Source organism: Cohnella nanjingensis (genome assembly GCF_014212125.1).
Taxonomy (GTDB): Bacteria; Bacillota; Bacilli; order Paenibacillales; family Paenibacillaceae; genus Cohnella; species Cohnella nanjingensis.
This window is the reverse complement of the sequence record NZ_JACJVP010000030.1, coordinates 47,806-72,638: the sequence shown is the minus strand read 5'-3', so window position 1 is coordinate 72,638 and position 24,833 is coordinate 47,806. Positions and strand designations below refer to the sequence as shown.

At 62.9% G+C, this 24,833-nt stretch carries 24 protein-coding genes; 16 read left to right on the top strand and 8 right to left on the bottom strand.

The genetic code is table 11. The features are described from left to right. Window positions 1-30: 30 nt before the first annotated feature. The 4 genes from H7C19_RS18725 (at window position 31) to H7C19_RS18710 (ending at window position 4,487) form a co-directional block, all read left to right on the top strand. Window positions 31-1,803 (top strand): ABC transporter ATP-binding protein, encoded by a 1,773-nt coding sequence (locus tag H7C19_RS18725; protein ID WP_185670575.1) that lies wholly within the window; start codon window positions 31-33, stop codon window positions 1,801-1,803. Next, entirely contained in the window at window positions 1,787-3,649 is a 1,863-nt protein-coding gene (locus H7C19_RS18720; protein WP_185670574.1) for an ABC transporter ATP-binding protein, read from the top strand. The genes H7C19_RS18725 and H7C19_RS18720 overlap by 17 nt, the downstream gene beginning before the upstream one ends. A 59-nt stretch (window positions 3,650-3,708) precedes the next feature. After that, entirely contained in the window at window positions 3,709-3,918 is a 210-nt protein-coding gene (locus H7C19_RS18715; RefSeq protein WP_185670573.1) for a cold-inducible protein YdjO-related protein, read from the top strand. A gap of 116 nt (window positions 3,919-4,034) precedes the next feature. Next, window positions 4,035-4,487 carry a divergent PAP2 family protein gene (locus H7C19_RS18710; RefSeq protein ID WP_185670572.1) on the top strand — a complete coding sequence of 151 codons (453 nt, stop codon included), beginning with the start codon at window positions 4,035-4,037 and terminating at the stop codon, window positions 4,485-4,487. A gap of 104 nt (window positions 4,488-4,591) precedes the next feature. On the opposite strand, the gene H7C19_RS18705 is transcribed toward H7C19_RS18710, so the two are convergent. The 6 genes from H7C19_RS18705 to H7C19_RS18680 all read right to left on the bottom strand — a co-directional run bounded on the left by H7C19_RS18705 (window position 4,592) and on the right by H7C19_RS18680 (window position 11,117). Beyond that, on the bottom strand, window positions 4,592-6,205 hold the full coding sequence (locus H7C19_RS18705; protein WP_185670571.1) for an S-layer homology domain-containing protein: 1,614 nt from the start codon (window positions 6,203-6,205) through the stop codon (window positions 4,592-4,594). A 261-nt stretch (window positions 6,206-6,466) separates the two neighbouring features. After that, window positions 6,467-7,156 (bottom strand): metal-dependent hydrolase, encoded by a 690-nt coding sequence (locus H7C19_RS18700; protein ID WP_185670570.1) that lies wholly within the window; start codon window positions 7,154-7,156, stop codon window positions 6,467-6,469. 147 nt (window positions 7,157-7,303) lie between these two features. Then, window positions 7,304-7,972: a TetR/AcrR family transcriptional regulator gene (locus H7C19_RS18695; RefSeq protein ID WP_185670718.1), complete on the bottom strand. Its 669-nt coding sequence runs from the start codon at window positions 7,970-7,972 to the stop codon at window positions 7,304-7,306. A gap of 176 nt (window positions 7,973-8,148) precedes the next feature. Further along, window positions 8,149-9,168, bottom strand: coding sequence for an ABC transporter permease (locus H7C19_RS18690; protein ID WP_185670569.1), 1,020 nt, complete (start codon window positions 9,166-9,168; stop codon window positions 8,149-8,151). Continuing rightward, window positions 9,165-9,911, bottom strand: coding sequence for an ABC transporter ATP-binding protein (locus H7C19_RS18685; RefSeq protein ID WP_185670568.1), 747 nt, complete (start codon window positions 9,909-9,911; stop codon window positions 9,165-9,167). Before H7C19_RS18685 ends, H7C19_RS18690 begins: the two co-directional genes overlap by 4 nt. Window positions 9,912-10,229: 318 nt before the next feature. Beyond that, window positions 10,230-11,117: a DMT family transporter gene (locus H7C19_RS18680; RefSeq protein WP_246469598.1), complete on the bottom strand. Its 888-nt coding sequence runs from the start codon at window positions 11,115-11,117 to the stop codon at window positions 10,230-10,232. Window positions 11,118-11,321: 204 nt separating this feature from the next. On the opposite strand from H7C19_RS18680, the gene H7C19_RS18675 reads away from it, so the two are divergent. The 3 genes from H7C19_RS18675 (at window position 11,322) to H7C19_RS18665 (ending at window position 13,964) form a co-directional block, all read left to right on the top strand. Continuing rightward, window positions 11,322-12,236, top strand: coding sequence for a permease (locus tag H7C19_RS18675; RefSeq protein WP_185670567.1), 915 nt, complete (start codon window positions 11,322-11,324; stop codon window positions 12,234-12,236). Beyond that, complete coding sequence (locus tag H7C19_RS18670; protein WP_185670566.1) at window positions 12,233-13,276, top strand: TIGR03943 family putative permease subunit; 1,044 nt, start codon at window positions 12,233-12,235, stop codon at window positions 13,274-13,276. The genes H7C19_RS18675 and H7C19_RS18670 overlap by 4 nt, the downstream gene beginning before the upstream one ends. Window positions 13,277-13,337: 61 nt before the next feature. After that, window positions 13,338-13,964: a polysaccharide lyase family protein gene (locus tag H7C19_RS18665; RefSeq protein ID WP_185670565.1), complete on the top strand. Its 627-nt coding sequence runs from the start codon at window positions 13,338-13,340 to the stop codon at window positions 13,962-13,964. Window positions 13,965-14,045: 81 nt separating this feature from the next. Here H7C19_RS18665 and H7C19_RS18660 read toward each other — a convergent pair whose 3' ends face one another. Continuing rightward, entirely contained in the window at window positions 14,046-16,343 is a 2,298-nt protein-coding gene (locus H7C19_RS18660; RefSeq protein ID WP_185670564.1) for a heavy metal translocating P-type ATPase, read from the bottom strand. Between the two features lie 190 nt (window positions 16,344-16,533). Between H7C19_RS18660 and H7C19_RS18655 the strand changes: the two genes are divergently transcribed. The 9 genes from H7C19_RS18655 to H7C19_RS18615 all read left to right on the top strand — a co-directional run bounded on the left by H7C19_RS18655 (window position 16,534) and on the right by H7C19_RS18615 (window position 24,335). Beyond that, on the top strand, window positions 16,534-16,707 hold the full coding sequence (locus H7C19_RS18655) for a hypothetical protein (RefSeq protein WP_185670563.1): 174 nt from the start codon (window positions 16,534-16,536) through the stop codon (window positions 16,705-16,707). Window positions 16,708-16,714: 7 nt separating this feature from the next. Then, entirely contained in the window at window positions 16,715-17,101 is a 387-nt protein-coding gene (locus H7C19_RS18650) for an ArsR/SmtB family transcription factor (protein ID WP_185670562.1), read from the top strand. Window positions 17,102-17,567: 466 nt separating this feature from the next. After that, window positions 17,568-17,915: a YkgJ family cysteine cluster protein gene (locus H7C19_RS18645; RefSeq protein ID WP_185670561.1), complete on the top strand. Its 348-nt coding sequence runs from the start codon at window positions 17,568-17,570 to the stop codon at window positions 17,913-17,915. Window positions 17,916-18,020: 105 nt separating this feature from the next. Further along, the gene (locus H7C19_RS18640; protein WP_313731796.1) at window positions 18,021-19,001 is read left to right on the top strand and encodes a cation diffusion facilitator family transporter; all 981 of its coding nucleotides are present in this window, start codon (window positions 18,021-18,023) and stop codon (window positions 18,999-19,001) included. 278 nt (window positions 19,002-19,279) lie between these two features. After that, on the top strand, window positions 19,280-19,864 hold the full coding sequence (locus tag H7C19_RS18635; RefSeq protein WP_185670559.1) for a GNAT family N-acetyltransferase: 585 nt from the start codon (window positions 19,280-19,282) through the stop codon (window positions 19,862-19,864). 18 nt (window positions 19,865-19,882) lie between these two features. Beyond that, a complete protein-coding gene (locus H7C19_RS18630; RefSeq protein ID WP_185670558.1) occupies window positions 19,883-20,830 on the top strand; it encodes an ankyrin repeat domain-containing protein in 948 nt (315 codons plus the stop codon). 12 nt (window positions 20,831-20,842) lie between these two features. Further along, entirely contained in the window at window positions 20,843-21,355 is a 513-nt protein-coding gene (locus H7C19_RS18625; protein ID WP_185670557.1) for a cation diffusion facilitator family transporter, read from the top strand. 87 nt (window positions 21,356-21,442) lie between these two features. After that, window positions 21,443-23,665 (top strand): heavy metal translocating P-type ATPase, encoded by a 2,223-nt coding sequence (locus tag H7C19_RS18620; RefSeq protein ID WP_185670556.1) that lies wholly within the window; start codon window positions 21,443-21,445, stop codon window positions 23,663-23,665. Next, window positions 23,649-24,335 carry a sulfite exporter TauE/SafE family protein gene (locus H7C19_RS18615; RefSeq protein ID WP_185670555.1) on the top strand — a complete coding sequence of 229 codons (687 nt, stop codon included), beginning with the start codon at window positions 23,649-23,651 and terminating at the stop codon, window positions 24,333-24,335. The genes H7C19_RS18620 and H7C19_RS18615 overlap by 17 nt, the downstream gene beginning before the upstream one ends. Before the next feature lie 46 nt (window positions 24,336-24,381). On the opposite strand, the gene H7C19_RS18610 is transcribed toward H7C19_RS18615, so the two are convergent. Next, entirely contained in the window at window positions 24,382-24,801 is a 420-nt protein-coding gene (locus H7C19_RS18610) for a FixH family protein (RefSeq protein WP_185670554.1), read from the bottom strand. Window positions 24,802-24,833: the final 32 nt, after the last annotated feature.

Below are 24,833 nucleotides of genomic sequence, written 5' to 3'. Positions count from 1 at the left end.
GCAGGTCATCCTGGAGAGGGGGCTCGCCGCTTGCGTTATATGACCAAATACATTCGAAAGTACGGTTTCTCCTTCGTTATCGCTTTTCTGCTGGTCTCGGGAGAAGCCGTATGCGATCTGCTGCTGCCGACGCTGATGGCGCACATGATCGATCAAGGCGTCAGCGCGGGCGACATGAACGTCGTGCTCCGCTACGGCGGATGGATGCTGCTCATCACCGGGTTCGGGGCGTTGTCCGCCTCCGGCCGCAACATCGTCTCCAGTCACGTCTCCCAGCGGTTCGGAGCGGAGCTGCGGGGAGATCTGTTCCGCAAGATCCAATCGCTCCCGTTCGCGAACGTCAACCGGTTCGACCGCGCGTCGCTCGTCACGCGGCTGACGAACGACATCACCCAGGTTCAGAACTTCGTCAACGGCATGATGCGCATCTTCGCCAAGGCGCCGCTGCTCTGCATCGGCGGACTCATCATGGCCGTCCGGCTGAATCCGCATCTGTCGGTCGTGCTGGCGATCGTCGTGCCTCTCGTAGCCGCGCTCATCGCGCTGAACATGAAGGTCGGCTTCCCGCTCTTCATGAAGGTGCAGCGGTCGCTCGACCGGCTCAACGGCATCATGCGGGAGTACCTGTCCGGCGTTCGGGTCGTTAAGGCGTTCAACCGCTTCGCCTACGAGACCGACAAGTTCGAGCGGGTCAACGAGGCGTATCAGCGCCAGTCGATCACGACGATGCGGTCGATGGCGCCGTTCAGCCCGGCCATCACCCTCACGGTGAACTTGGGCATCGTCGCGGTGGTCTGGCTGGGCGGCATCCGCGTGAACGCGGGCCACATGCAGGTCGGCCACATTATCGCCTTCGTGAACTACATGACGCAGATTCTGTTCTCGCTCATGACGATCTCGATGGTGTTCAACATGTTCGTGCGCGCGAAGGCGTCGACCGGACGCATCGTGGAAGTGTTCGCAGAGGAAAGCGCGATGACATGGGACGCGTCCGCGCCCACGCCTGGCGCCGAGCCTACGGCCGATCCGTCCGAGGCGCCGCGGCCGCGCATCGCGTTCGAAGGCGTCGGCTTCTCTTATGACGGTCCGGACGGCGAGCCGGTGCTGAAGGACATCGCCTTCGCTTGCCGGCCGGGCGAGACGATCGGCATCATCGGTTCGACCGGAGCGGGGAAAAGCACGCTGGTCGGCCTGATTCCGCGGTTCTACGATGCGACGCGGGGGACGGTGCGCATCGACGGCGCCGACGTCCGGCGGTTGAACCCGGAGGCCATCCGCGAACGGGTCGCGATCGTGCCGCAGCAGACCGTGCTGTTCTCCGGTACGATCGCGGACAACATCCGCTGGGGCAGCGAACGCGCGACCGGGCGGGAGATCGAAGCCGCCGCGCGGGCGGCTTCGGCGCACGGCTTCGTCACCGCGCTGCCGGAGGGCTACGAAGCCAAGCTGGGGCAGGGCGGGATCAACCTGTCCGGCGGGCAGAAGCAGCGCTTGTCCATCGCGCGAGCGCTCGTCCGCCAGCCCGACATTCTCATCCTCGACGATTGCACGAGCGCGCTGGACGCGGTGACCGAAGCGGCGATCAAGGATGCGCTGAAGTCCTACGAAGGCAGGCTCACCTGTCTCTTGATCGCCCAGCGCATCTCGTCCGTCATCGACGCGGATCAGATCGTCGTCATGGACGACGGCGAGATCGCGGGCATCGGCACGCATGCCTCCCTGCTGCGGGAATGCCGCGTGTATCAAGAGATTTACCGATCCCAGATGGGACAGGAGGCGATGACGAATGCCACAGGCCCATGAGCGGCCTCCCGCGCCGCAGCCCATGCCGGCCGGCATCCAGCGGGGACCGGGAGGCGGCTTCGGCGTGAGAGGGAGAGGTCCCGTGCAGAAGCCGAAGCAGTTCAAGGGAACGCTGGGCCGCCTCTGGCGGGACCTGGGGAGCGAGCGCCGCTCGCTGACCTTCGTCTTCGCGTTCATCTTGGTCAGCGCCGCCTTGGGGCTGGTCGGTCCGTACCTGATCGGCGTCGCCGTCGACGGGATGGACGGCGGGAAGGGCGCGGTGAAGTTCGGCTTGCTGTACGCGGTGCTGTATGGACTCGCGGCCGCTTACGTGCTGGACGCCGTATTGTCCTTCGCGCAAGGGTGGGTCATGGCGGGCGTCTCGCAGAAGGTCGTCCGGCGGATGCGCGGCGCGCTGTTCGCCAAGCTGCAAAAGCTGCCGCTCGCCTTCTTCGACACCCGCAAGCACGGGGAGATCATGAGCCGCCTGTCGAACGACATCGACAACGTCAGCACGAGCATCTCGCAGACGACGACGCAGCTCATGTCCGGCGTCATCGCGATTATCGGATCGCTGGTCATGATGCTCGTGCTCAGTCCGCTGCTGACGCTGGCCAGCATGATTACCGTGCCGCTCGTCTATCTGCTCGCGCGGACGGTGACCCGTCAGACGAGCAAGCTGTTCAAGCGGCAGCAGGACGATCTGGGCAAGATGAACGGGCACATCGAGGAGACGATCTCGGGGCTGCTGGTCGTCAAGGCGTTCAACCGCGAACGCAAAGCCGTGGAGGAGTTCGAGGAAGTGAACGCGCAGCTCCGCGAGATCGGCACGAAGGCGCAGATCTGGTCCGGCTTCCTCATGCCGCTGCTCAGCGTCATCAACAACATCGGGCTGACGACGGTGGCGATCGTCGGCGGCGTTCTGGCGGTCAAGGGCTCGATCACCGTCGGCGTCATCGCCAGCTTCCTGAGCTACTCCCGTCAGTTCGCGCGGCCGCTCAACGATCTGGCGAACGTGTTCAACGTCCTCCAATCGGGCGTCGCCGGCGCGGAGCGGGTCTTCGAAGTGCTGGACGAGCAAGAGGAGCCGGACGATCCGCCGGGCGCGATCGCGCTGGAGAAGCCGGTCGGCCAGGTGGTGTTCGAGAACGTGAGCTTCGGCTACCGCCCGGACGTCCCGGTCCTGACGGACGTCAGCTTCGTCGCGGAGGCCGGCAGCAGCATCGCGCTGGTCGGACCGACCGGGGCGGGCAAGACGACGATCGTCCAACTGCTCACCCGGTTTTACGACGTGACCGGAGGCCGCATCCTGATCGACGGCCGGGATATCCGCGAATATACGCGAGACAGCCTCCGGCGCTGCTTCGGGGTGGTCCTTCAGGATACGTATTTGTTCTCGGGCACGATCAAGGAGAACATCAAGTACGGCAGTCCGGAAGCTTCGGACGAGGAGATCCGGGCCGCCGCCAGGATGGCGAACGCCGACGGCTTCATCCGGCGGCTGCCGCGGCAGTACGGGACGATGCTGACCGAGAACGGCGGGAACCTGAGCCAGGGGCAGCGGCAATTGCTCGCGATCGCGCGGGTGATGCTTGCGAAGCCGTCGATCCTGATCCTCGACGAGGCGACGAGCAGCATCGATACCCGGACCGAGCTGCACATCCAGGATGCGCTTCTGCAGGTCATGAAGGGCCGCACGAGCTTCGTTATCGCGCACCGGCTCAATACGATCCGCGACGCCGACACGATCCTCGTCGTCGACAAGGGCGGCATCGCCGAGCGCGGCACGCACGAATCGCTCATCCGCGCAGAAGGGATCTACAGCCGGATGTTCCTCAGCCAATTCAAGAATGCGGCTTCGACTTGACTTGAAGGGCCCGGAAGGACTATATTATTCCGGTTGTCTCTAACGATCGTTCGAAAGGAATGCGCTTGAATTTGACCACCAACGAAGAAGACAAACCGAAGCTCAGCCTCACGAAAATCTGGAAATGCAAAAACGAAACCTGCAAGGCTTGGGTGCGCGAAGAGTTCGCCACCGAGGACCAGCAATGCCCGATGTGCAAAGGACCGATGCTGCGGACGATGAAGCATCTGCCGCCGCTGCAGAAGAAAGCGAAGTCCCGGGCCCGCTAATTCCATGGGGGAAACAAGAGAAGCAAGACCCGACCGGAGTCGGATGGCAAGCCCGACCCGCGTTCGGCCGAAATAAGGTATAATGGGGAGACGACCATGGGAACGGAGGTGTCGGTTTGCCCATTCTGCACAACTTTCCGCTGATCGCGGCCATCGTCGCGATCCTGTCCGCCCAGGCGGTCAAAGTTCCGATCCGTTACTTCGGAGGCCGTTCCTGGCAGACCGGCATGGCCTTCAGCACGGGAGGCATGCCCAGCTCGCATTCGGCGGCGATGGCGGGCCTCGCTACGGCGATCGGTATCGGTGAAGGCGTTCAGTCGACCGCTTTCGCCATCGCGGCCGTCGTCGGCTCCATCATCATGTTCGACGCGGCGGGCATCCGCAGGCACGCGGGGATGCACGCGTCGATCATCAACCGGTTCCTGAAGAAGATGCCGGACCTGCACGGCGAGGTCCATCCGGTCAAGGAACTGAAGGAACTGCTCGGCCACCGGCCGATCGAAGTATTCGTCGGTGCGCTGTGGGGCATCGGCGTCAGCGTGGTATTATACTTCTTGTTCTACGCATGAATAGGCCCTGGCGAAAAACCGCCGTCTCCTTGGGGAGACGGCGGTTTTTCGGCGTTCGCGGCTTTTGCGCCGATCCAGTGACGGAAGATCAGCCACGCGCGCATCTAATCGAACGTATATGCGCCGAACCGGGCCGCATTGCGCAGGCTATTCCAGACATCCGCGCTCTCGCCGCCCATATACCAATAAGCGTAGCCGGCGATGCCCAGCGCCTGACCGGCTTGCATTTTCCGCGTCAGCGAGCGCCCGTCTTCCAGCCAGAGCGCATGCCGCACCCCGGCTTGGACATACTGCGCCGTGTATTGGCCCAGCGAAGCGTCCCACGCCGGCTTCAGCCCGAGGGCGCGCACGGTCTCGTTCTGCTGCACCAGGCTGCGTTCGGTCGAGCCCGCCGCCGCCGCGCCCCCGATCGTCCAGTCGCGATTGTAGAACGGCAGGGCGAGGACGGTCTTCGAGGCTGGCACCGCCGCGAGCAGCTTCTCGAGGCCGCGGCGCAGCCACGGAAGCGAGGAGACGGAGCCTGCCGCCCCGCCGCTCCAATGCTCGTCGTACGCCATCAGCACCACATAGTCCGCTTGGCGGCCGATCGCGGCGTAATCGAAAGCCTCGGTCCAATCCGAGCCGAGGTCCGGTGAGACGTTGACGGACAGCACTTTATTCTCGCTATGCAGCGCGTCGGCCAGCGCGGCGACGAAGCGGGTCAGATCGGCGCGATCGGCCGGCGCGACGTTCTCGAAGTCGAGATTGAGCCCGTCGATGCCATATTGCTTCGCAAGCGCCGTTAGCGCGTCGATCGCGGCATCCCGCTGCGACGATTGGGACAAGATCTGATGCGTCAAAGCCTGATCCGAGCGGTTGCCGACCATCGCCCACACTTGCTTGCCGCGGCCGTGCGCCCAGGCGACCAGCGACGCATCGACGTTCGAGGTCACCCCGGTCTTGCTCAAGAAAAACCAGCGCGGCGAGAGCCGGTTGACGTTGGACGAAGCGACCTGCTTCTCGTATTGCGCGGTCGTCTGGCCATACTGCCAGCCGATCTGGATGCGGTCCGCCGGCTCCCGGTCGATCTGCGCCAGCCAGTCCGGCCGCTGCAACACGCGGTCCAGCAGGACGGCGGCCTCCTGACGGGTGATCGGATCCGCCGGACGGAAGGCGCCGCCGTCGCCCTGCATCAGGCCGAGCTGGCCGAGCCGCAGGACGGCTGGCGCCGCCCAAACGGCGATGCGGGAGGCGTCCGCGTATCCGTATGTATCGGCGGCGTTCGCGGGCAGCGTCAGCTTCAACGCGCGGGCTAGGAGAACGGCGGCTTCCTGCCGGGTCACTTGGCGGTTCGGCTCGAAGCGGTCCGCGGACGTGCCCCGCGCGATATCCAGCTGAACCGCCGCTTGCAGTTCCGCGTAGAACCAGGCCGTCTTCGGCGCATCCGCGTAGGCCGGGATGACGGCGTTCGCCGGGGCCAGCCGCAGCAGCCGCTCGATCATCACGACGAATTCGGCGCGGGTGATGGGCGCCAGCGGGGCGAATTGGCGTTCGGCTTTGCCATGAACGACATCCCGATCGGAAAGGCGCACGATCGCCGAACGGGCGTAACTCGACGCTATATCGTCATAGGGCAGCGACGCAGTTGCGGCCGATGCCGGGAGCGGCAGTCGGCTCCCGACGCCGACGAGCAGCGCGGCGGCCGCGAGTCCGCGCAGGAAGGCGCGACTGTTGAACATAAGTGCTATCACTCGTTTCCATAGACTAGAATTGCACGCACTCTTCTATTCTAATGAAAATTCGCGCGGCGACCTATGCTTAAATGTTGGGAATGGGGCAGCGGTTGACAGATCCAGGAAGTCGTTTGAAAGATAGGGTCGTGGTAGAAAGGAATCTCTATACCATAGATTGCTAGGTTAGGAGGGAGGTTCCTCCCGCACAACAAAGGCTGCCTCCGCGCGATTGCTCGCGGGAGGCAGCCTTTGTCATGGACGATTCGATTAGAGCTTCAATGTGTCCCCAGGCCGCATCGCCGTGCCGCGGATGCCCTTGTCGCCAAGCGCGCGCACGAACGCCTCGCCGTCCTGGGCGATTAGCGGGAACGTATCGTAATGGATCGGGACGACGTGGCTCGCGCCGAGCCATTCGGCTGCGAGCAGGGCGTCTTCGGGGCCCATCGTGAAGTGACCTCCGATCGGCAGGAAAGCGAGATCGATACGATTGCGCTCGCCGATCAGCTTCATATCTCCGAATAGGCCGGTATCTCCGGTATGCATGATCGAATGACCGTTCCATTCTACGATCAAGCCGGTCGGCATGCCCATGTAGACGATCCGGCGCTCTTCCTGCAGGACGTAGCCGGAGCTGTGGAAGGCTTGGACCATCTTCACCTTCGCGTAGCCCAGGTCGAAGGTGCCGCCGATGTTCATGCCGACCGCGCGAACGTCCTGCCAGCCCATGAAGGCGGCGACTTCCGGCGTCGAGACGACGGTCGCTCCGGTTTTCTTGGCGATCTGCGCCGTGTCGCCGACATGGTCGTTATGCCCGTGCGTCACCAGGATATGATCGGCGCGGATCTCGTCCGCCGTCGCCTGCGCCTTGGGGTTGCCGGACAGGAAGGGGTCGATGATCAGCGTATGGCTCCCGTCGCTGATCTCGAGGCAGGAGTGGCCCAGATATCGAATGTTCATCATGCGTTCCTCGCTTTCGGGATTCGGATGGGTAGGACGTCTTTTCCATTCTTATTATAAAGATTCGAGATCGCGCGATTCAACCCGAGCGCTCGCGCCTCATCCGGACAACCGGACCGCCAGGAAAAGAAAAAGAGAGGAAGGCGCCTAGGGCGTCAATCCTCTCATGATGAACGCGATCGTCGCTTCCCGTTCCGCTTCGTCGTCCCATTCGCTCTGATCTTGAATGAACGTCCGGGCGAGCACGTACCCCATCACAGCCGAGACGCTTAGCCGGATGACCGTCGTCGAAGGCAGGTCTATGAGGAGGCCGTCGGCCTTGAACTTGTCGATGACGAGCTTCAGCCGTTCGATGACATGGGACAAGACGTACTTCTTGAACTGCTCCTGCAGGTCCGGCTGAAAAGGAAACTCCTGCACGATGATCTTGAACAGCCGCCTATTCTTGTTCAGGAAAGCGATCCGGTTCTCGATCATCGCCCGCAAAAATTGCTCGTAAGAGGCGTATTCGGTCTTCAGCACGTCCCCGAACTCGCGCAGGACGAACGGCGCCATGATCCGGACCATCGCCGGGGTCACGATCGAGAAGAGAAGGTCCTTCTTCGTCTTGTAGTGGCGGAAGATGGTGCCTTCCGCGACGCCGGCCCGCTGCGCAATCTCGCTCGTGGACGAGCCGGAGTAGCCCTTCTCGGCGAAGAGCTCGACGGCCGCCGCGATAATGCGGGACTGCTTCTCCGTCATGCGGGGCGCCCCGTCTTCCTGGGCCAGCAGTTCCCGCATCCAAGGTTCCAGTTGCTCGTCGTTCTCTCTCAACATGTCCACTCCCAATCCCTTCATTGCCCGTTCCCAAGCCGCGTTTCCTTAGTCATGCATAATGTATAAATTTTACGCCTATCCATCTCTGTATGACCTCCGATAAAAACGCGGCGCCCTTTTTCGAGAAGATGGCGAAACCGTTTTTACTTGAATCATAGCACGAAAGGAGGAGAGCGTTAAATCGCCCGCTGCTTCTTCAAGGCGAAGACGTTCAGAACCGCGAAGGCGACGGAGAAGCCGAGCAGCACGTAGACGTCCGTCTGGATATCCGCGAAGCCTTCGCCGCGGAGCATAACGCTCCTCATCGCATCCGCGCCGTAATAGAGCGGCATCGCGTAGCTGAGCTTCTGCAGCCACGGGTTCATCGCGTCCAGGTTGAACAAGCCCGAGAAGAAGACCTGCGGCACGATGACGAGCGGAATGAACTGAATGATCTGGAACTCGCTGCCGGCGAAGGAAGAGAGCAGCGTGCCCAGCGTTAAGGCCGTCAGCGACAGGAGCAGGTTCAGCAGCAGCACCAGCCAGATGGAGCCGTCCATATAGAGCCCCAGGACGCCGATCGCATACCAGGCGATCAAGGCGGCCTGCAGCAGGGTGAAGAGTCCGAACCCGCTCAGATAGCCCGCGACGACTTCGGATCGGCGGATGGGCGTGGCCAGCAGGCGCTCCAACGTGCCCGTCGTACGCTCGCGCAGGAAGGCGACGCCCGCGAGCAGGAAGACGAAGAAGAAGGAGAAGAAGCCGATCAGCACCGGACCGAACGAATCGAACGACGTGAGATCCGCTTTGCCGTGCAGATAGGAGATCTGCAGCTGCACGCCGGGAACTTCCGCCTGCATCGCCTGCTGCAGCAGGAGCAGAACGGCTCTGTTCGTCGAAGGATCGCTGCCTTCGAGGCGCAGCGCGGGCTGGCCGTTCGCGAACGTCAGCACTGCGTCGAGATCTCCGTCCGCCAGCGCGCGCTCGGCCTGATCCGGGTTCGGATAGGCGACGATATGCGCGTCCAGACGGGCGAGCCGTTCGGCGAACGGAGCAGGCGCGTTAACGATGCCCAGATCGGGCTTCACTTCCTGTCCGTTGAAGACGAAGTACATCAACGAGAGAACGAGGAGCGGCGCGAGGAAAAGCAGGGCCAGCGTCCGTTTGTCGCGGACGAACTGGCGGATGATCCGAATCGCCAAAGCGCGTACCCTCATGCCCGCGCACCTCCCCCGAGCGCGATGAATGCGTCTTCGATCGTATCGGTGCCGGTCTGCGCCTTCAGCGCCGACGGGCTGCCCACGGCGGTCAGGCGGCCTTCGCGGATGAGGCCGATCCGGTCGCACTTGTCGGCTTCGTCCATGACGTGCGTCGTGAGGATGAGCGTCGTACCGCGGTCGCGCATGGCGAGGAGCTCCCGCCAGATCGACTGGCGCAGCACCGGATCGATGCCGACGGTCGGCTCGTCGAGGAGGAGCAGCTCCGGCTCGTGCAGCAGGGCGATAGCGAGCGACAGGCGCCGCTTCATGCCCCCGGAGTACGCGTTCACCGGTTTGTTCAGATGTTCGAGCAAGTCCACGACGCCCATCGCGGCGCGGATCCGTTCGTCGCGCCGCGTGCCGGAGAGACCGAAGAGCGACGCGAAAAACTGCAGATTTTCCTTGGCGGTCAGCTCGCCGTACAGCGCGTCGGATTGCGCTAAATAGCCGAAGCGCTGGAACATCGAGAGCTTCGGCATTCGTTCGCCCAGGAGGCGAACCGTGCCGCTGTCGGCGGCGTCGATGCCCGTGATCAGCTTGATCAGCGTCGTCTTGCCGGAGCCGGAAGGGCCGAGCAGGCCGAACAGCTCGCCGCGCGCGACCTGCAGCGTCACGCCTTCGAGGACGGTGCGGCTTCCGAAGCTTCGGGCGACCGCTTCGAGCTCTACGGCCGGAACGGCAGGAGAGGGATAATCGTTCATGGCACACGCTCCTTGTCTCAAAAAAGCGAGTAATCACTCATTTCAAACTTGATTATATGCCGATGACGCGTAAATTGGAAGTGAGCAATCACTTTTATTTTCTTTTGAAGCCGGCTTTTCAACCTGATATAGTGATCTGAAATTAAGCGAAGGGGAGATCCTGACCGTCTACTTGAACGGCTTCGAGACGCCTGCAGGAGAAGGAGAGACGTCTTGGGGCAGCAACGGGGAGGCCCAATGCCGGAAACCTAAAAAGGCAGCCCGAACGTTCATTGCCGAACGTTCGGGCTGCCTGATCGGCGTCGCGGTCCGTGCGGGTCAGCCGGCTGTCCGGTCGGCGGCGATCGGCGACTCGATCTGCGGAGCGGGCGCGGCATGCTCGAACCGCATGTAGAGAATTAAGCCGAGGATGACGGCTGCGCCTCCGATCAGTTGGAAGCCGGTGATCATCTCGCGGAAGATCAGCATGCCGAGGATGCTGGCGCCGACCGGTTCGGCCAGCACCGTCATGGAGACGGTGGCGGCTTTGACGTAGGACAGCAGCCAGTTGAAGATCATGTGGCCGAACACCGTCGGCACGATGGCCAAGAGCGCGAAGACAAGCCACTCCCTCCCCGCATATCCGAACATCGGATAACCGAGCGCGACGTTATACGCGGCGAAGCACAAACCGGTTACCGCGAACACGATCATGCTGTACAGATAAGAGGAGACGCGCGTCAGGATCCGTTTGGCGATCAGCATGTTGACGGCGACGGCCAGCGTGCCGAGGAGCGAGAGGACATCTCCCCGAATGGCGTCCGCAGAGACGCCCGAATCGCCCGAGCCGACGCATACCGCGCCGACGAGCGCGAGCGCCATGCCGAGCAAGGCCCACTTGTTCGTGCGGTCTTTGAAGACGAAGTAGGCGCCGAACATGACGAATACGGGCTCTAAAGACAGAATGATCGTGGAACTCGCGATCGACGTGTAGTCCAGCGAAGCCATCCAGAGCAGGAAGTGCAGCGCGAGGAAAAAGCCGGCCGCAAGCAGCAGCAGCCAATCCCGGCGCGCGATGCGGCGAACCGATCCAAGCTGGCTCCGTCCGAACGGGAGCATGACGACGAGCGTGAACAGCATGCGCCACATCCCCTGAACGGAGACGGGCGCATGCGAGTACCGGACGAGAATCGGCGAGAACGAGATGGCGATCATGCCGACGATCAACGGGATGATAGGAGCGATAGGCGGTTTTTTCTGCGATTCTTGCACGATGATGTTCCTTCCCGATCGAAATAAGCTTCAATATCTTACAGCCTGCCGTGCAAAAAAGCAATGGAGAAATCAGGAGCCCCTGCGATTTGCGATTTCGTTCAAAACGTCCATAATGAGAGATAGCGATAGCCATATTACGAAACGGAAGGGAAAGCCATGAACGCTTTTTTGCAGTTGAACACCATCTTCATCAGCATGGTGATGGAGGCTATACCGTTCGTGCTGGTCGGCGTTCTCGTGTCCGGGCTGATCCAGATGTTCCTGACCGAGCAATGGATCGCGCGAGTCATGCCGAAGAATCGCCTCCTGTCCACGGTCCTCGGATGCGGGGTCGGCGTTTTGTTCCCCGCTTGCGAATGCGGGATCGTGCCGATCACCCGCAGACTGCTGCGCAAAGGCGTGCCGCTGCATGCGGGCATCGCCTTCATGCTCACCGGCCCGATCATCAATCCGATCGTGCTCTTCGCGACCTATATCGCCTTCGGCAACGATTGGCGCATGGTCGGCATCCGCTCGGGACTCGCCATCGCGGTCGCGTTCTGCGTCGCGCTGATTCTGTCGTTCGCGTTCCCGAAGCTGCCGATGCGCGAGTACGAAGCGCCGGTCGCCGCGGCGCTGGAGCCGGGGCTTGAGATGCCGTCGGCGGCACCGGCGAGGCCGCTCTCGGCCAAGCTCGGCGAGGTCGTCTCGCATGCGATCGAGGAATTCTTCTCGGTCGGCAAGTACCTCGTGATCGGCGCCTTCCTCGCGGCCAGCATGCAGACGTTCGTGCCGACCGCGACGCTGCTGCATCTCGGCAGCGATCCGCTGCGTTCTTCGCTCGTCATGATCGCGCTCGCCTTCGTCATGTCGCTCTGCTCGGAAGCGGATGCGTTCATCGCCTCTTCATTCCGCAGCAGCTTCACGATCGGCTCGCTGTCCGCCTTTCTCGTATTCGGTCCGATGATCGATATCAAGAACACGCTGATGCTGCTCGCGACCTTCCGCGCGAAGTTCGTCGCGACGCTGATCGGTCTCGTCGTCGTCTTCACCTTGCTCGGATCCCTGCTCGTAGGGAGGTTGTTCGGATGATCCGCTTCGCCATTCTGTTCGGATTCGCGTTCATGTTCCTGCTGCTGCACCGGACCGGGGACATCGACAAATACATCAATACCAAGTACGCCTACCTGTCGATCAGCGCCATCGTCCTGCTCGGCTTTCTCGGCCTGTACCAATTCATCCAAGTCTACCGCGAGGAAAAGCGGACGGAGAAGGCCAAGCTAGCAAGGGAAGCGACGGCCTCCGAGGCGGGAGAAATACCGGGCGAGTCGTCTGCCAAGTCATCGGATGCTTCGGACAATCACGATCGGCATCATCGCGACCATGAGCACGTCCACAGCCACAGCCGCGATCATAGCCATGAACACGATCAAAGGCATGGTCACCCGCATGTTCACAGCCAAGATCATAGCCACGGCCACGATCACGACGCCTTCGGCCATTCGCACGGGACTTCCTCGAAGCTTGGCCGGCTGTTCACGTACGCGGTGCTCGCGTTTCCGATCCTGACGGGGATTTTCCTGCCGGTCGCGACGCTCGATTCCAGCTTCGTGGCCGCCAAGGGCTTCTCTTTTCCGTCGATGGAGGAGCGCCAGAAGGACCCCGGCAATCATCAGTTCCTGCGGCCCGACACGAGCGTCTTTTACGGGGCGGAAGGCTACGACAAAGTGAAGAACAAAGAGCTTGCCGAGTTCGCGGATGTCAAGGACATCGCTCTGACGGACGCGAATTACTTGAAAGGCATGGAGGTCGTCTACAACTACGCGGCTTCGTTCATGGACCGGAACCTGTCGTTCGACGGCTTTGCCTACAAAGGACAGCAGGTAAGCGGAGAGCAATACTTCGTGTTCCGGTTCGGCTTCATTCATTGCGTCGCGGATTCGGGCGTATTCGGCATGCTGGTCGAATTTCCCAAGGGCACCGTGCTGAGCAACGACGATTGGGTGCACGTCAGCGGCAAGCTCTCCTCCGAGCTGTACCAGCCGTTCAAGCAGACGATTCCCGTCCTGAAGGTGACGTCCTGGAACCGCATCGAGCCGCCCAAAGACCCTTACGTCTACCGCACGTTCTGACAAAGAGCGCTTTCACTTCGGGCGCTGGGATGCTATGATGAGAGGCAGGGTGATGATAACGATGACAACTGACAACCAACAGCCGGACGGGCAAGCCGCCGCGCCGGATCAAGAGAAAACGAACGAACTCATAGCCGCGCTCTATTGGAACGGCCTGCAAGCGCTCAAGGTCCGGTTCGAGGACCACGAGGTGGAAGGGCAGGTGCTGAACCACGACGTCTACGGCCCGATCTTCAGCTACCAGGTCAAGGTGCCGGACGGACAAGCCTACGTCAGCGGCTTTTTCCTGCGCGAGATGCTCGCGACTTTCCAGCAGAAGCAGGACCCGTCGCTCTGGCTCTCCTCATTCTTCGTCGATCTCATGAAGTCGCCGGAGAGCGTGCTGCTGCCGCGTCCGCCGCAATCCGAAGACGAAGCCAAAGCGCTCATCGATAAGCAGATCGTACCGCACTGCGCCCAAGCCGTGCGCGAGGAGTTCGCCCCCGAGCCGGTGCACGTCGACCTGGATCTCCACGAGGAGCACGGGCCGGTTCTCGAAGCGGGCTTCCCGTCCATCAAGGAAGGGAACAACGTCTGCGCCATGCCGCTCCATATCCTGATGGCGCACTTCCTTCTGAACCGCGATCCGGCCGATCTGCTGATCCAAGGGCTGTACCGGATCCGCGAGGAGCACGGACTCGAATCTTAAATCGCACTCGTTTCACGAAAAAAGCGCCCCTCCCGCATTCGCGGAGAGGGGCGTTTTGCCGTATGCGTATCGCGTTCCAGCTTAGCTGCGGTTGCGCTGGATCAGCACGGTTAGGCTTACCAGCGTCACGAAGATCGTCGCGCCCATATCGGAGAGGATCGCGATCCACAGCGTCAGCCAGCCGGGAATGGTGAGGAGCAGGGCGAGAAGCTTCAGTCCCATCGCGACGCCGATGTTGAAGCGGATGATGCCGTTCACGCGGCGTCCGATGCGGATCGCTTCGGGAAGCTTGCCGAGATGATCCTGCATGAGCACGACATCCGCGGTCTCGATGGCGCTGTCGGTGCCCTTGCCCATCGCGATGCCGAGATCGGCGGAAGCGAGCGCCGGCGCGTCGTTGATGCCGTCGCCGATCATGCCGATCGTGCCGCCTGCCGCGAGCTCTTTCACCTTGGCTACCTTGTCCTCCGGCATCAAGCCGGCATAGTACTCGCTTACGCCGGCGGCGGCCGCCACCTGCTCCGCCGTCTTCGCGTGGTCGCCGGTCAGCATGACGGTTCGCCGAATGCCGCTGCGGTACAGCTCTTGAACGACCGAACGGCTCTCCTCCCGGATGCGGTCCGCGATGCCGAACATGCCGAGCAGGCCTTGGTCGTCGGAGAGGAGCACCAGCGTGAGCCCCTTGTCCTTCAGCGAACGGATCGCCTCGAGCGCTTGCCCGTCCAGCGACAGCTCCGCGGCGCTCTGCTCGTTGCCCAGCCGGTAACGCCGATCTCCGATCCGCGCCTCGACGCCGCGGCCGGGAATCGTGACGAGTTCCGCCGCTTCCGGCAGCGAGAGGCCGAGGCTGCCGATCTCCCGCATGACTGCTCTTGCCAGCGGGTGCGCGGAGCCTTGCTCGATCGCGCCGGCCACGGCGAAGAAACGGTTCTCGTCATAGACGACGGTCTCGACCACGTAAGGCTCGCCTTCGGTCAACGTGCCGGTCTTGTCGAACGCCAGCGTATCGAGCTTGCCCAGCTGCTCCAGATGGACGCCGCCTTTGACGAGAATGCCGTTGCGCGCGTTCCGGGCGATGCCGGAGACGATCGCGATCGGCGAGGAGAGGATCAGGGCGCAGGGACAGCCGACGATGAGGACGGCCAAGCCCTGGTACAGCCACTTCGACCAGCTGCCTCCGAAGAACAGGGGCGGGACGAGCAGAACGAGCGCGGCTACGATCATCACCATCGGGGTATAGTATCTCGCGAAACGGTTGATGAACAGCTCCGTCGGCGTCTTGGTCTCTTGCGCTTCCTCGACCAGATGGAGAATTCTCGCGAGCGAAGAGTCCTCGTAGGCTTTGGCGATCCGAACCTGCAGCAAGCCTTCGTTGTTGATGCTGCCGCCGTAGACCGTCTCGCCCGGCGCTTTGTCCACCGGGATCGATTCGCCCGTGATCGCGGCCTCGTTCACGGAGCTTCGGCCGTTCTCGATCGTCCCGTCCGAAGGGATCTTCTCGCCGGCCTTCACGACGACGAGGTCGCCGGCGCGGAGGGAGGCGATGGGGACGACCGTCTCCCCGCCGTCCGTCAGCTTCGTCGCTTCCTTCGGCGCCGCGCTCAGCAAGGAGGCCATCGACCTGCGGGCTTTCTCCATCCCGAGCCCCTCGAGCCATTCGTTCAGGCCGAAGAGGATGGCGACGAGCGTCGCTTCCTTCCAGTCCCCGATCGCCGCGGCGCCGACCAGGGCTACCGTCATCAGCGTATCGATATTGAACTTCAGCTTCGCCAGGTTCTTCAATCCGCGCATGAAGGTGGTATACCCGCTTAGAACAGCCGCAGCTGCGTAAAGGAGGATACCCGTCGATCCGCCTAGGCGGGCGTCGACGATGAGCGCCCCGGCATAGATGATCGTAGAGACGATGAGGGAGACGACGGCCCGGTGGTTCGAAGTTCCGTGATCGTGGTCGTGTTCGCCGTGCGAATGGCCTTCATGCGCAGGTGCGTCATGATCGTGCCCGGCATGGCCGGTACTTCCATGGCCATGGCCCGCATGATCGTGACCCGCATGCTCATGGCCCGCATGCTCATGGCCCGCATGATCGTGACCCGCATGATCGTGACCCGCGTGATCCTGGCCCTCAGCGTGCTCGCCGGTAAGCACCTGCGCTGCAGCATCCGGTCCGGCCTGCGCCTCGGCGGCGGGCAGCGCGATCGCCGCGCCGTCCGACCGGAGGATGCGCCGAATTTGATCGAGCGCCATGCGTTCGTCGATCCGAAGCTTGCCGGAACGATAGCTGAGCGACGCCGTCTCGCCGTAGTCCAACCGCTTGATCTCTTTCTCCAGATCCTCCGCGCAATTCGCGCAGGAGAGACCGTTCACGCGATATTCCCGCATCGCTATCACTCCGCTTCCGTAAAACATATGAATATATGCTCATATGATACTCCTAAAAGCATGTTCCTGTCAATTCCAACATCCGATTAGACTTGCCCAAGTTCGGTTTTCCGCATTCAGAACGTGCGCTTTCCGCCTTTTACCCGTTATAATAGAATCATTTCCCGTTCACGAAAGGATGTCGACGACTTTGCTGACCACGCTGGCCCTAAGGGGAGGAACGCTGCCCTTCATGGCGGAGAACGCCACTCATGATCACCTGGCGGAAACCGAATTCTCGGCCGGCGCGACGATCGCGTTCGTCATCGGACTCTTGATCGTCTTCGCGATCGCGGTCTCCCTATACCGAAGAAGAAGGAAGTGACCCCGGCATGGAACAACTGGAAAAAGCCGTCGAACAACCGTTGCTCGAAGAGTGCGAGGCGTCTTGCCATGGGACCGAGGCGGACCTGCGGACGATCCGGGCGCAGATGCTGGACGAGCCGTCCATCGCGGAGATGGCGGAATGGTTCAAGGCGCTCGGCGACCCGACGCGCGTCAAGCTGATCGGCGCCCTGCTGCAGCAGGAGCTCTGCGTGCACGATCTGTCGGTCCTGCTCGAGATGGGGCAATCCGCCGTCTCCCACCAATTAAGGTACTTGCGCAACGTCCGGATGGTGAAGCGGCGCAAAGTGGGCAAGACGGTGTATTATTCGCTGGACGACGCCCATATCGCCGAGATCTTCCACGTCACGTACGAGCATCTGAAGCACAAGTAAGTTAAACGATAGGAGCTGGAGACGAAAAAAGCCGCGCGCCGCGCGGTTTTTTGCCGTTGCTGCGAGGGCTAGGAAAGGCATGAATCACGTTCGGAACCAATGCGGACGCAGGCGATGACGAACCTCCGATAGAGGATAAGTGGTACAAATACAACGCTTGGGACCGTGACGAACGCTTCAGCAAATAAAGTCCGCGAAATACGCGCAACCGTCGATGAAGTTCGTGCCGAGTTACTTTTGTCCAGGTTGCTAGGGCTACCTCGCATTGATAGCGCTATTGCGCGAACGCATTGCATTAAAAAAGGCAATCGCCATACCGGGAGATCCGGATGTCGATTGCCTGATTCGTCGTATCGGGAAGGGTTGAAAAGGAAAGGGAAAGCATGGTAATATAACTGAGATTAATAGATCTATAATGTTAACATAAAAATATACTAAAGTCAATGAAACGGATTGGAGAGTGGATATGCCTCAACTGCCGTGTCAAGGCTGCAGGGGGATGTGCTGCGGACCTGTGCCGATCACCGAATCGGAGCTGAAGCGCATCCGCAAATATGTCCGGGGGATGCCGCTGCCGGCGCGGTCGAAGCTTGAAGGCCAGCTGCGGTTTTTCGGCACGTGCATCTTCTATGACCAGGACCAGGACAAATGCGGGATTCATCCGGCCAGGCCCGCCGTCTGCCGCGCCTTCGGGCTGCATCGCAATCTGGTCTGCTTCCGCATGCCCGAAGCGGCGAGCGGCGAAGCTTGGGCGGCCGGGGAACCGAGCGTCGGCGTGCTGTCCGCGGATTTCGTGTGGAATGACTTTAAGTAAGGCCGCTTGCGACGAGCATCGGGAGCCGCTAGGCAGGGTATAACATCCGTAACCGGCTCTATGGCCATAAACAATGATCGATCCCTATTGAAGGAGTTATTTGTCGTGAGCGGAGAATCCCAATCCTTTTTCTCGCTAATCAAGAAAGGCAATACATCCTCGGGCACGGCCGCCCTCGGCAATACGGGCCTCGCGATCGTCAAGGGGATCGCGGCGTTCATGACGGGCAGCGGCGCCATGTTCGCTTCGACGATGCACTCGGTGGCGGACGCCGTCAACCAGGCATTCGTCTTCACCGGCAGCGTGCTCGCCGAGAAACGGGCCACGAAGCGATTCCCGACCGGCTTCGGCCGGGTCGTGAACATCTTCTGCATGATCGCGGTCATCGTCGTGACGCTGATGGCGTACGAGACGATCAAGGAAGGCATCCACCTCGTCAAGCATCCCGTGCATGCCAAGGGCGTCTGGATCAATCTGGCCGTGCTCGTCCTGTCGCTGGCCGTCGACGGCTTTGTTCTGATCAAGGCCATGAAGGAGATCTTGAAGGAAGCCCGCGTCGAGAACGCAGGCGGGGCGCTCTTCGTCAGCGCGTTCCGCAACGTGAAGCGGGCGGCTCCGCCGACCCGGCTCGTCTTCTACGAAGATCTCGTGGCGACGTCCGGCGCGCTGCTCGCCCTCATCGCCGTTCTGGTCTCGGCCTTCAGCTCGTTCCATGCGTTCGACGGTCTCGCGACGATCCTCATCGGGCTGCTCATGATCTTCGTGGCGTTCCGGGTCGGCTACGACAACATGGTCGGCCTGATCGGCGTGTCCGCGCCGAAGGAAGTGGAGGACAAGGTGTCGCTCCTGATTCTCTCCGATCCGTCGGTCGTCGACATCTATCAGATGCGCATCTTGCAGGAAGGCCGCTACTATCACGTGGAAGGCCTGATCGAGCTGAAGAAGGGCTTGGCGCTGGCCGATGCGGACGACATCAAGTTCCAGATCCGCGACCGGCTGCTCGGAGATCCGGATATCGCGGACGTGACCCTCGGCATTATCGAAGACAACGGCGTGCGGGATTGGCGAGCCGCGGACAAGTCCTAGCGCTTTCACCCCTAGTAGGCCACACAGCTGGCATTGCGGTCCGACCGCTTGCCGGCTTTTTGTCGCGTTCGGCAAGGCTTCGTCGAAAAGGCAGGAAAACATCGCCGGAATCGGATACACTGGAGTCAAACGATTCCAAGGCGGCGGCTTCGCAGAATCGCGCACCGCCCGGATGGACGACAAAGCAAGCAGTGGGATTCAGGCTATTCGTCGTTATTCATCGAGGCAAACAAAGAGAAGGTAGATCAACTTAAAACGGAACGCGGGAGTGGCGCAGGATGACAGAAGAGACAAACTCGGTACCAGGGAAGCTCGACGGCAGGGAAGTAGAAGCGGGGATCGGGACGGCGTTCCGGGCGGATCAAGCGAAGCCCGCCGACGCGGATGCGGTCATGCGGCTGCTCGTCCGCACGGCGGAATGGTTCCGCAGCCTGGGCTCCACGCAATGGCAAGCGCTGCTCGCGGGCGAGGACTCGCATCGCACGGTCGAAGCGATCTCGCGCGGAGACGTCTATGTCTTCCGGCCGCAAGGGGAAGAGGCGATCGCCGGCATGGTCATGCTGCTGCGCGAACCCAGCGCTTGGGATCGCGAGCTGTGGGGGGCGGAAGGGCATGCGTCCGCCGTCTACCTGCATCGGCTTGCCATCGACCGCGAGACCGCCGGGCGCGGCTTGGGCGGTCGGATCATGCGGTGGGTCGAGACGGACGTCCGCTTCCCGGGCAAGGACCGTATCCGGCTGGACTGTCTCGCGGACAATCCGGTGCTGAACGCCTTCTATGCCGGGCTTGGCTATATGTACGAAGGCAGAGCGGAGAATGCGAACGGCAGCTACAGCAAATACGAGAAGCGGTTGAGAAGCTAGCGAAAAGGGGGGCGGACAATGAGAGAGGAATGGGACGACGTCCCGCAGGACGCGATGCTGGCAGAGGTCTATCCTCAGGCGGTCCGAATGGTAAAAACGGGCGAGTCGGATCAACTCAAGCGGTGGCTATGCGCGTATCCGGCGCTCGCGAAGGCGCGATCGCGGCGAGGCCGCACGCTGCTGCACCACCTGTGCGACTGGCCGGGACATCTGCCGAACGCCTTGGAGACCGGGCAGGCGCTCGTCGACGCGGGAGCCGACGTGAACGCGAGAGCGATCGACGCCGCGGCCGGGGAGACGGGTCTTCAGTGGGCATGCAGCAATGACGATGCGGCGCTTGCGGACTGGCTGATCGATGCCGGCGCGAGCGTCAACGGATTGAACGACGATCGGCGTCCGCTCGCGCAGGCGATCTGGTACGGTTGTCACCGGGTGAAGGAGCTGCTCGTGCGCAAGGGGGCGTTGCTGGATCTGGAGCTGGCTGCCGGACTGGGGAGGTCCGAGCTGCTGCCGTCTTACTTCGCGGAGGACGGCAGCCTGCTGCCCTCTGCGGGCCCGCACAGGCCGCCGGTCAGCGCGACGGAAGCGGGAGACGGCTCGCGGGAAGAGCGGTTGGCTCAGGCGCTCGTCTATGCGGTCATCGGCGGCAGCGCCGAAGCGGCGGCCGAGCTGCTCGATCGCGGCGCGCCGGTGAACGCGATGCCGCCGGGCTTCGACCGGCTGCGGGCGACGCCGCTGCATTGGGCGGCGTGCGGGACCGGCGTGCGCGCCGATTCGCAGGGAGCATCGGAGGATGCTGCAGACGATCTCCGGCTGGTGAAGCTCCTCGTCCGCCGAGGCGCGGACCGAACGGCCGTCGACCCCGTCTACGGATCGACGCCGCTCGGCTGGGCGCGGCACTTCGGCAGGACCGCGATCGCCGATTGGCTCGAAGACGAACAAGTTGAGCCTGGACAACATTGTTGAACGCTTCATAGAATGCAGGCAGTCGCCAACGCGAGATTGGCGAAGCGGATCGACAGCGGCGCCGTTCGCGCCGCCGCGCAGGACAACCGTTCGGACGCGCTCGTCGGTCTGGGCGCGTTCGCCGGCATCCTGGGCTCGCAATTCGGCCTTCCGCGGCTGGACCCCGCCGCCGCGCTGGGCGTCTCCGTGCTGATCGTCAAAACGGCTTGGGACATCTTCGCGGAAGCGACGCATGCGCTGACGGACGGCTTCGACGCCGACCGGCTGCAGCGCATCCGGCAGACGATCCGGGAGACGCCCGGCGTCGGTCGGACGATCGACCTGAAAGCCCGGACGCATGGCAAAAGCGTATTCGTCGACGTAACGATCTGCGTCGATCCCGCCTTATCGGTGAGCGACAGCCATGCGATCACGGAGACCGTCGAGCAGCGGCTGCTTGAAGCGCATCGCATCTCGAACGTTCTCGTACACATCGAGCTCTATGAGAACGAGGAAGCCGATCGGCCGGCCGCCGAACGGAAATGAGCGGCTAGCCCTTTCCGGCTAACATGTTGTGCGTTCCCCCGCATATATTTGAACCGAATCGACGTTCGGACAAGAGGGGGGAGCGAGATGAGATCGGTAGATCTCCAGATCGTCGGAATGACCTGTTCGGCTTGCTCGGCCCGCATCGAGCGCACCGTCGGGCGGATGGACGGGGTGCAGCGGATCGACGTGAATCTGCCGCTCGGCCACGCCTCGATCTCGTACGACCCGCGACTGACGGATCCCGCCCGGATGATCGATCGTATCCGGCAGATCGGCTATGACGCCAAGGGCGACCGCGACGACGCCCGCGCGTCGAACCGGCGGGAGATCCGTTCCTATCTGAACCGCTTTCTGCTCTCCGCGCTGCTCTCCTTCCCGCTGCTGTGGGCGATGCTCGGGCATATGGCCTGGACGGGCGGCCTATGGGTGCCTCCGCTATTCCTCCAAGGCTGGTTTCAGCTTGGCGTCGCGACCGCGATGCAGCTGTACGTCGCCTATCCATTCTATCTCGGAGCGTATCACGCCGTCCGCGCCAGATCGGCCAATATGGACGTGCTGGTCGCCTTGAGCACATCCATCTCTTATCTCTACAGCCATTACCTGGTCTTCCGCTCGGGCGCGCACGCGGGTGTGCATCAACATCTCTACTTCGATACGAGCGCGATGATCTTGACGGCGGTGCTGCTTGGCAAGCTGCTCGAAGCGATCGCCAAAGGCCAGGCGCTGCGGGGCATCGGGAGTCTTCAGCGGATGCAAGCGCAATTGATCCGTGTGGTCCGCCGGCGGCAGGAGGACTGGATCCCCGTCGCCGAGCTGCGCGTCGGAGACATTGCGGTCGTGCGCGCGGACGAATGGATCGCGACGGACGGCCTGATCGTGGCGGGACGCGGCGAGGTCGACGAGTCGTTCTTGACCGGCGAGAGCCGGCTGATCGCCAAGGCGGTCGGCGATCGCGTATACAGCGGCTCGCGCAACCTGTCGGGCACGATCCGCGTGAAGACGGCTGCCGTCCCGCAGGATACGCGTCTCTCGCGGATGATCCGCCTCATCGAGCAGGCGCAGAACACCAAGCCGGTCATTCAGCGCAAGGTCGACCAAGTGGCGGCGATCTTCGTCCCGCTCATGATCGTCTGCGCGGCGGCTACCTTCGCGGGCTGGCAATGGTTCGCTCCCGCCGGCGCCGGGGAGGCGGCCGCCTTGCACAATGCGCTCGCCGTTCTCTTGGTCTCCTGCCCGTGCGCGCTCGGCTTGGCGGCGCCGATCTCGATTCTGGTCGCGACCAGCTTGTCGGCCCGCAGCGGCATCCTGTTCAAGGAAGGAAGCGTTATGGAAGGGCTGCCCCAGGTGGACCGGATCCTGCTCGACAAGACGGGGACGCTGACGGAAGGCAAGCCCACGCTCCTGGCCGTCCGCGCGCCGGGCGGGCAGGGCGTGCCCGAAGCGGTCGCCTTGCGCGCGGCCGCGGCGCTCGAGGCGCACTCGAAGCATCCGCTCGCGCTCGCGATCCGCGAAGCGGCGGTCCGCAAGCGGCTCCTCGTTCCCGCGGCCGAGGCGGTGCGCGAGGAGGCCGGCAAAGGGATCACGGGCACGGTCGAGGGCAAGGAGGTCCGCCTCGGCAGCGGCGGCTGGCACCGGGCGATGGGGACGCGGCTGCCGGACAGCGAGCTGCGCGCGCCGGCGGGGGAAGGGGAGTCCGTGCTCTATCTGGCGGTAGGCGGAAGATGGGCGGGGACGTTCGTGCTGACGGACCGGCTGCGGCCCGCGTCCACCCAGTCCGTCCGGCAGTTGAAGCGTTATGCCGAGGTGCTGATGGTGACCGGTGACGGCCAGGCAGCCGCGGACAAGATCGCGCGGGAAGCGGCGATCGAGCACGTCTACGCGCAGATGTTGCCCGAGGACAAACTCGGACTCGTCCGGCAGCTGCAGCACCAAGGACACCGCGTCGCCATGATCGGGGACGGCATCAACGACGCGGCCGCCCTGGCGGCGGCCGACGTCGGTATCGCCATGGACTCCGGCACGGAAGCGGCGATGGAGGCCGGCCATATCGTCCTGGTCCGGGGAGAGCTGACGCGCGTCGCGGACGCGATCGATATCAGCCGCAGGACGATGCGGAACATCCGGCAGAATCTCGCCTTCTCGCTCTGCTACAACGCGCTGGCCATCCCCTTCGCCGCGGCCGGGTGGCTCGATCCGCGGACGGCCTGCCTCATGATGGCGCTCAGCTCGGTCTTCGTCGTCTTGAACGCGCTGCGGCTTCACAGGTTGCGCCCCGGCCGGAGGGAGCCCCATGGCCATCACGCCTGATACGCTCCTGCTCGCCGCGCTGTCCGGCTTGGCCGGCGCGCCGCACTGCATCATCATGTGCGGCGGCATCGTCACCTCCTTCGCCATGAACGCCCAATCGTCGCCGATGAAGCCGGTGCTCGCCTACAATGCCGGCCGCGTCATCACGTATTCGCTGATCGGCGCCTTCATGGGCGGCGCGGGTTCGTTCCTGAACTACGCCGGGTCGCTCGTCGGGCTGCAAGGCATCGCCAGCCTGCTGGGCGGTCTGCTGATACTGCTCTGGACGCTGAACAAGTTCACGCTCCCCACGCATCGCTACAGCCCGCTGCGAATCCGGTTCGTCGCGGACCGGCTCGCCGCGATGCGCAGCCGGCACGAGCTCGCGACCGTCTTCGTCACGGGCATTCTGCTGGGCTTCCTGCCCTGCGGCTTGACTTATGCGATGCAGATCAACGCGGCCGCCTCCGGCTCGAGCCTAAGCGGGTTCCTGATGATGCTGGTCTTCGGCCTCTGCACGCTGCCCGCGCTCGTCTTGACGGGCTTGTTCGCCTCCAAGATCCGCAAGGCATGGCGCCGCAGGCTTCGAACGGCCGGGGTGGCGCTGGCCCTCCTCATGGGGACGCTGTCGATCATGAAGGGGCTCAGCGCCAACGGCATCGTGCCGCCGATTCATCCTTGGATCTGGTAGCGGGATAGCACGGAAGACCGGAGGAGAACGGAGGAGACGGGGCGGATCATACCGTCTTGAAGTAATGCGCCACCGTCGCCGCCTGCGCGCCGATCTTCATCTTCAGCTCCGCCTTCCAATTCCCCCGCATGGGCAGCACGCCCACCGCGTCATATACGCCCGGCGCGACTTCGTCGATCTTGGCGACGAAGTCGCCGCAGTACATCTTCGGCATGAACATCACCATCTTGAGATCCGCGCGGCGGATCGGCTGCCCGTTCGCGTCCTGCAGCGTGATCGTGAAGCGGCTCTCCCGCAGCGCGGCTATCGGGCGGTCGGGCGACCGGATCTCGACCCGGATGCCGTCCCGCTCGAAGCGGGTGACGGGAGACGCCTCGGCGCTGCCTTGCGAGATATACAGCGCGCCGAGGGCGATCGCCGCGAGGATCAACAGTCCCGCAACTGTGGTCTTGACGGTCTTGGTCATCGCACACCTCATTTTCGTGACGGTCTCGTGCA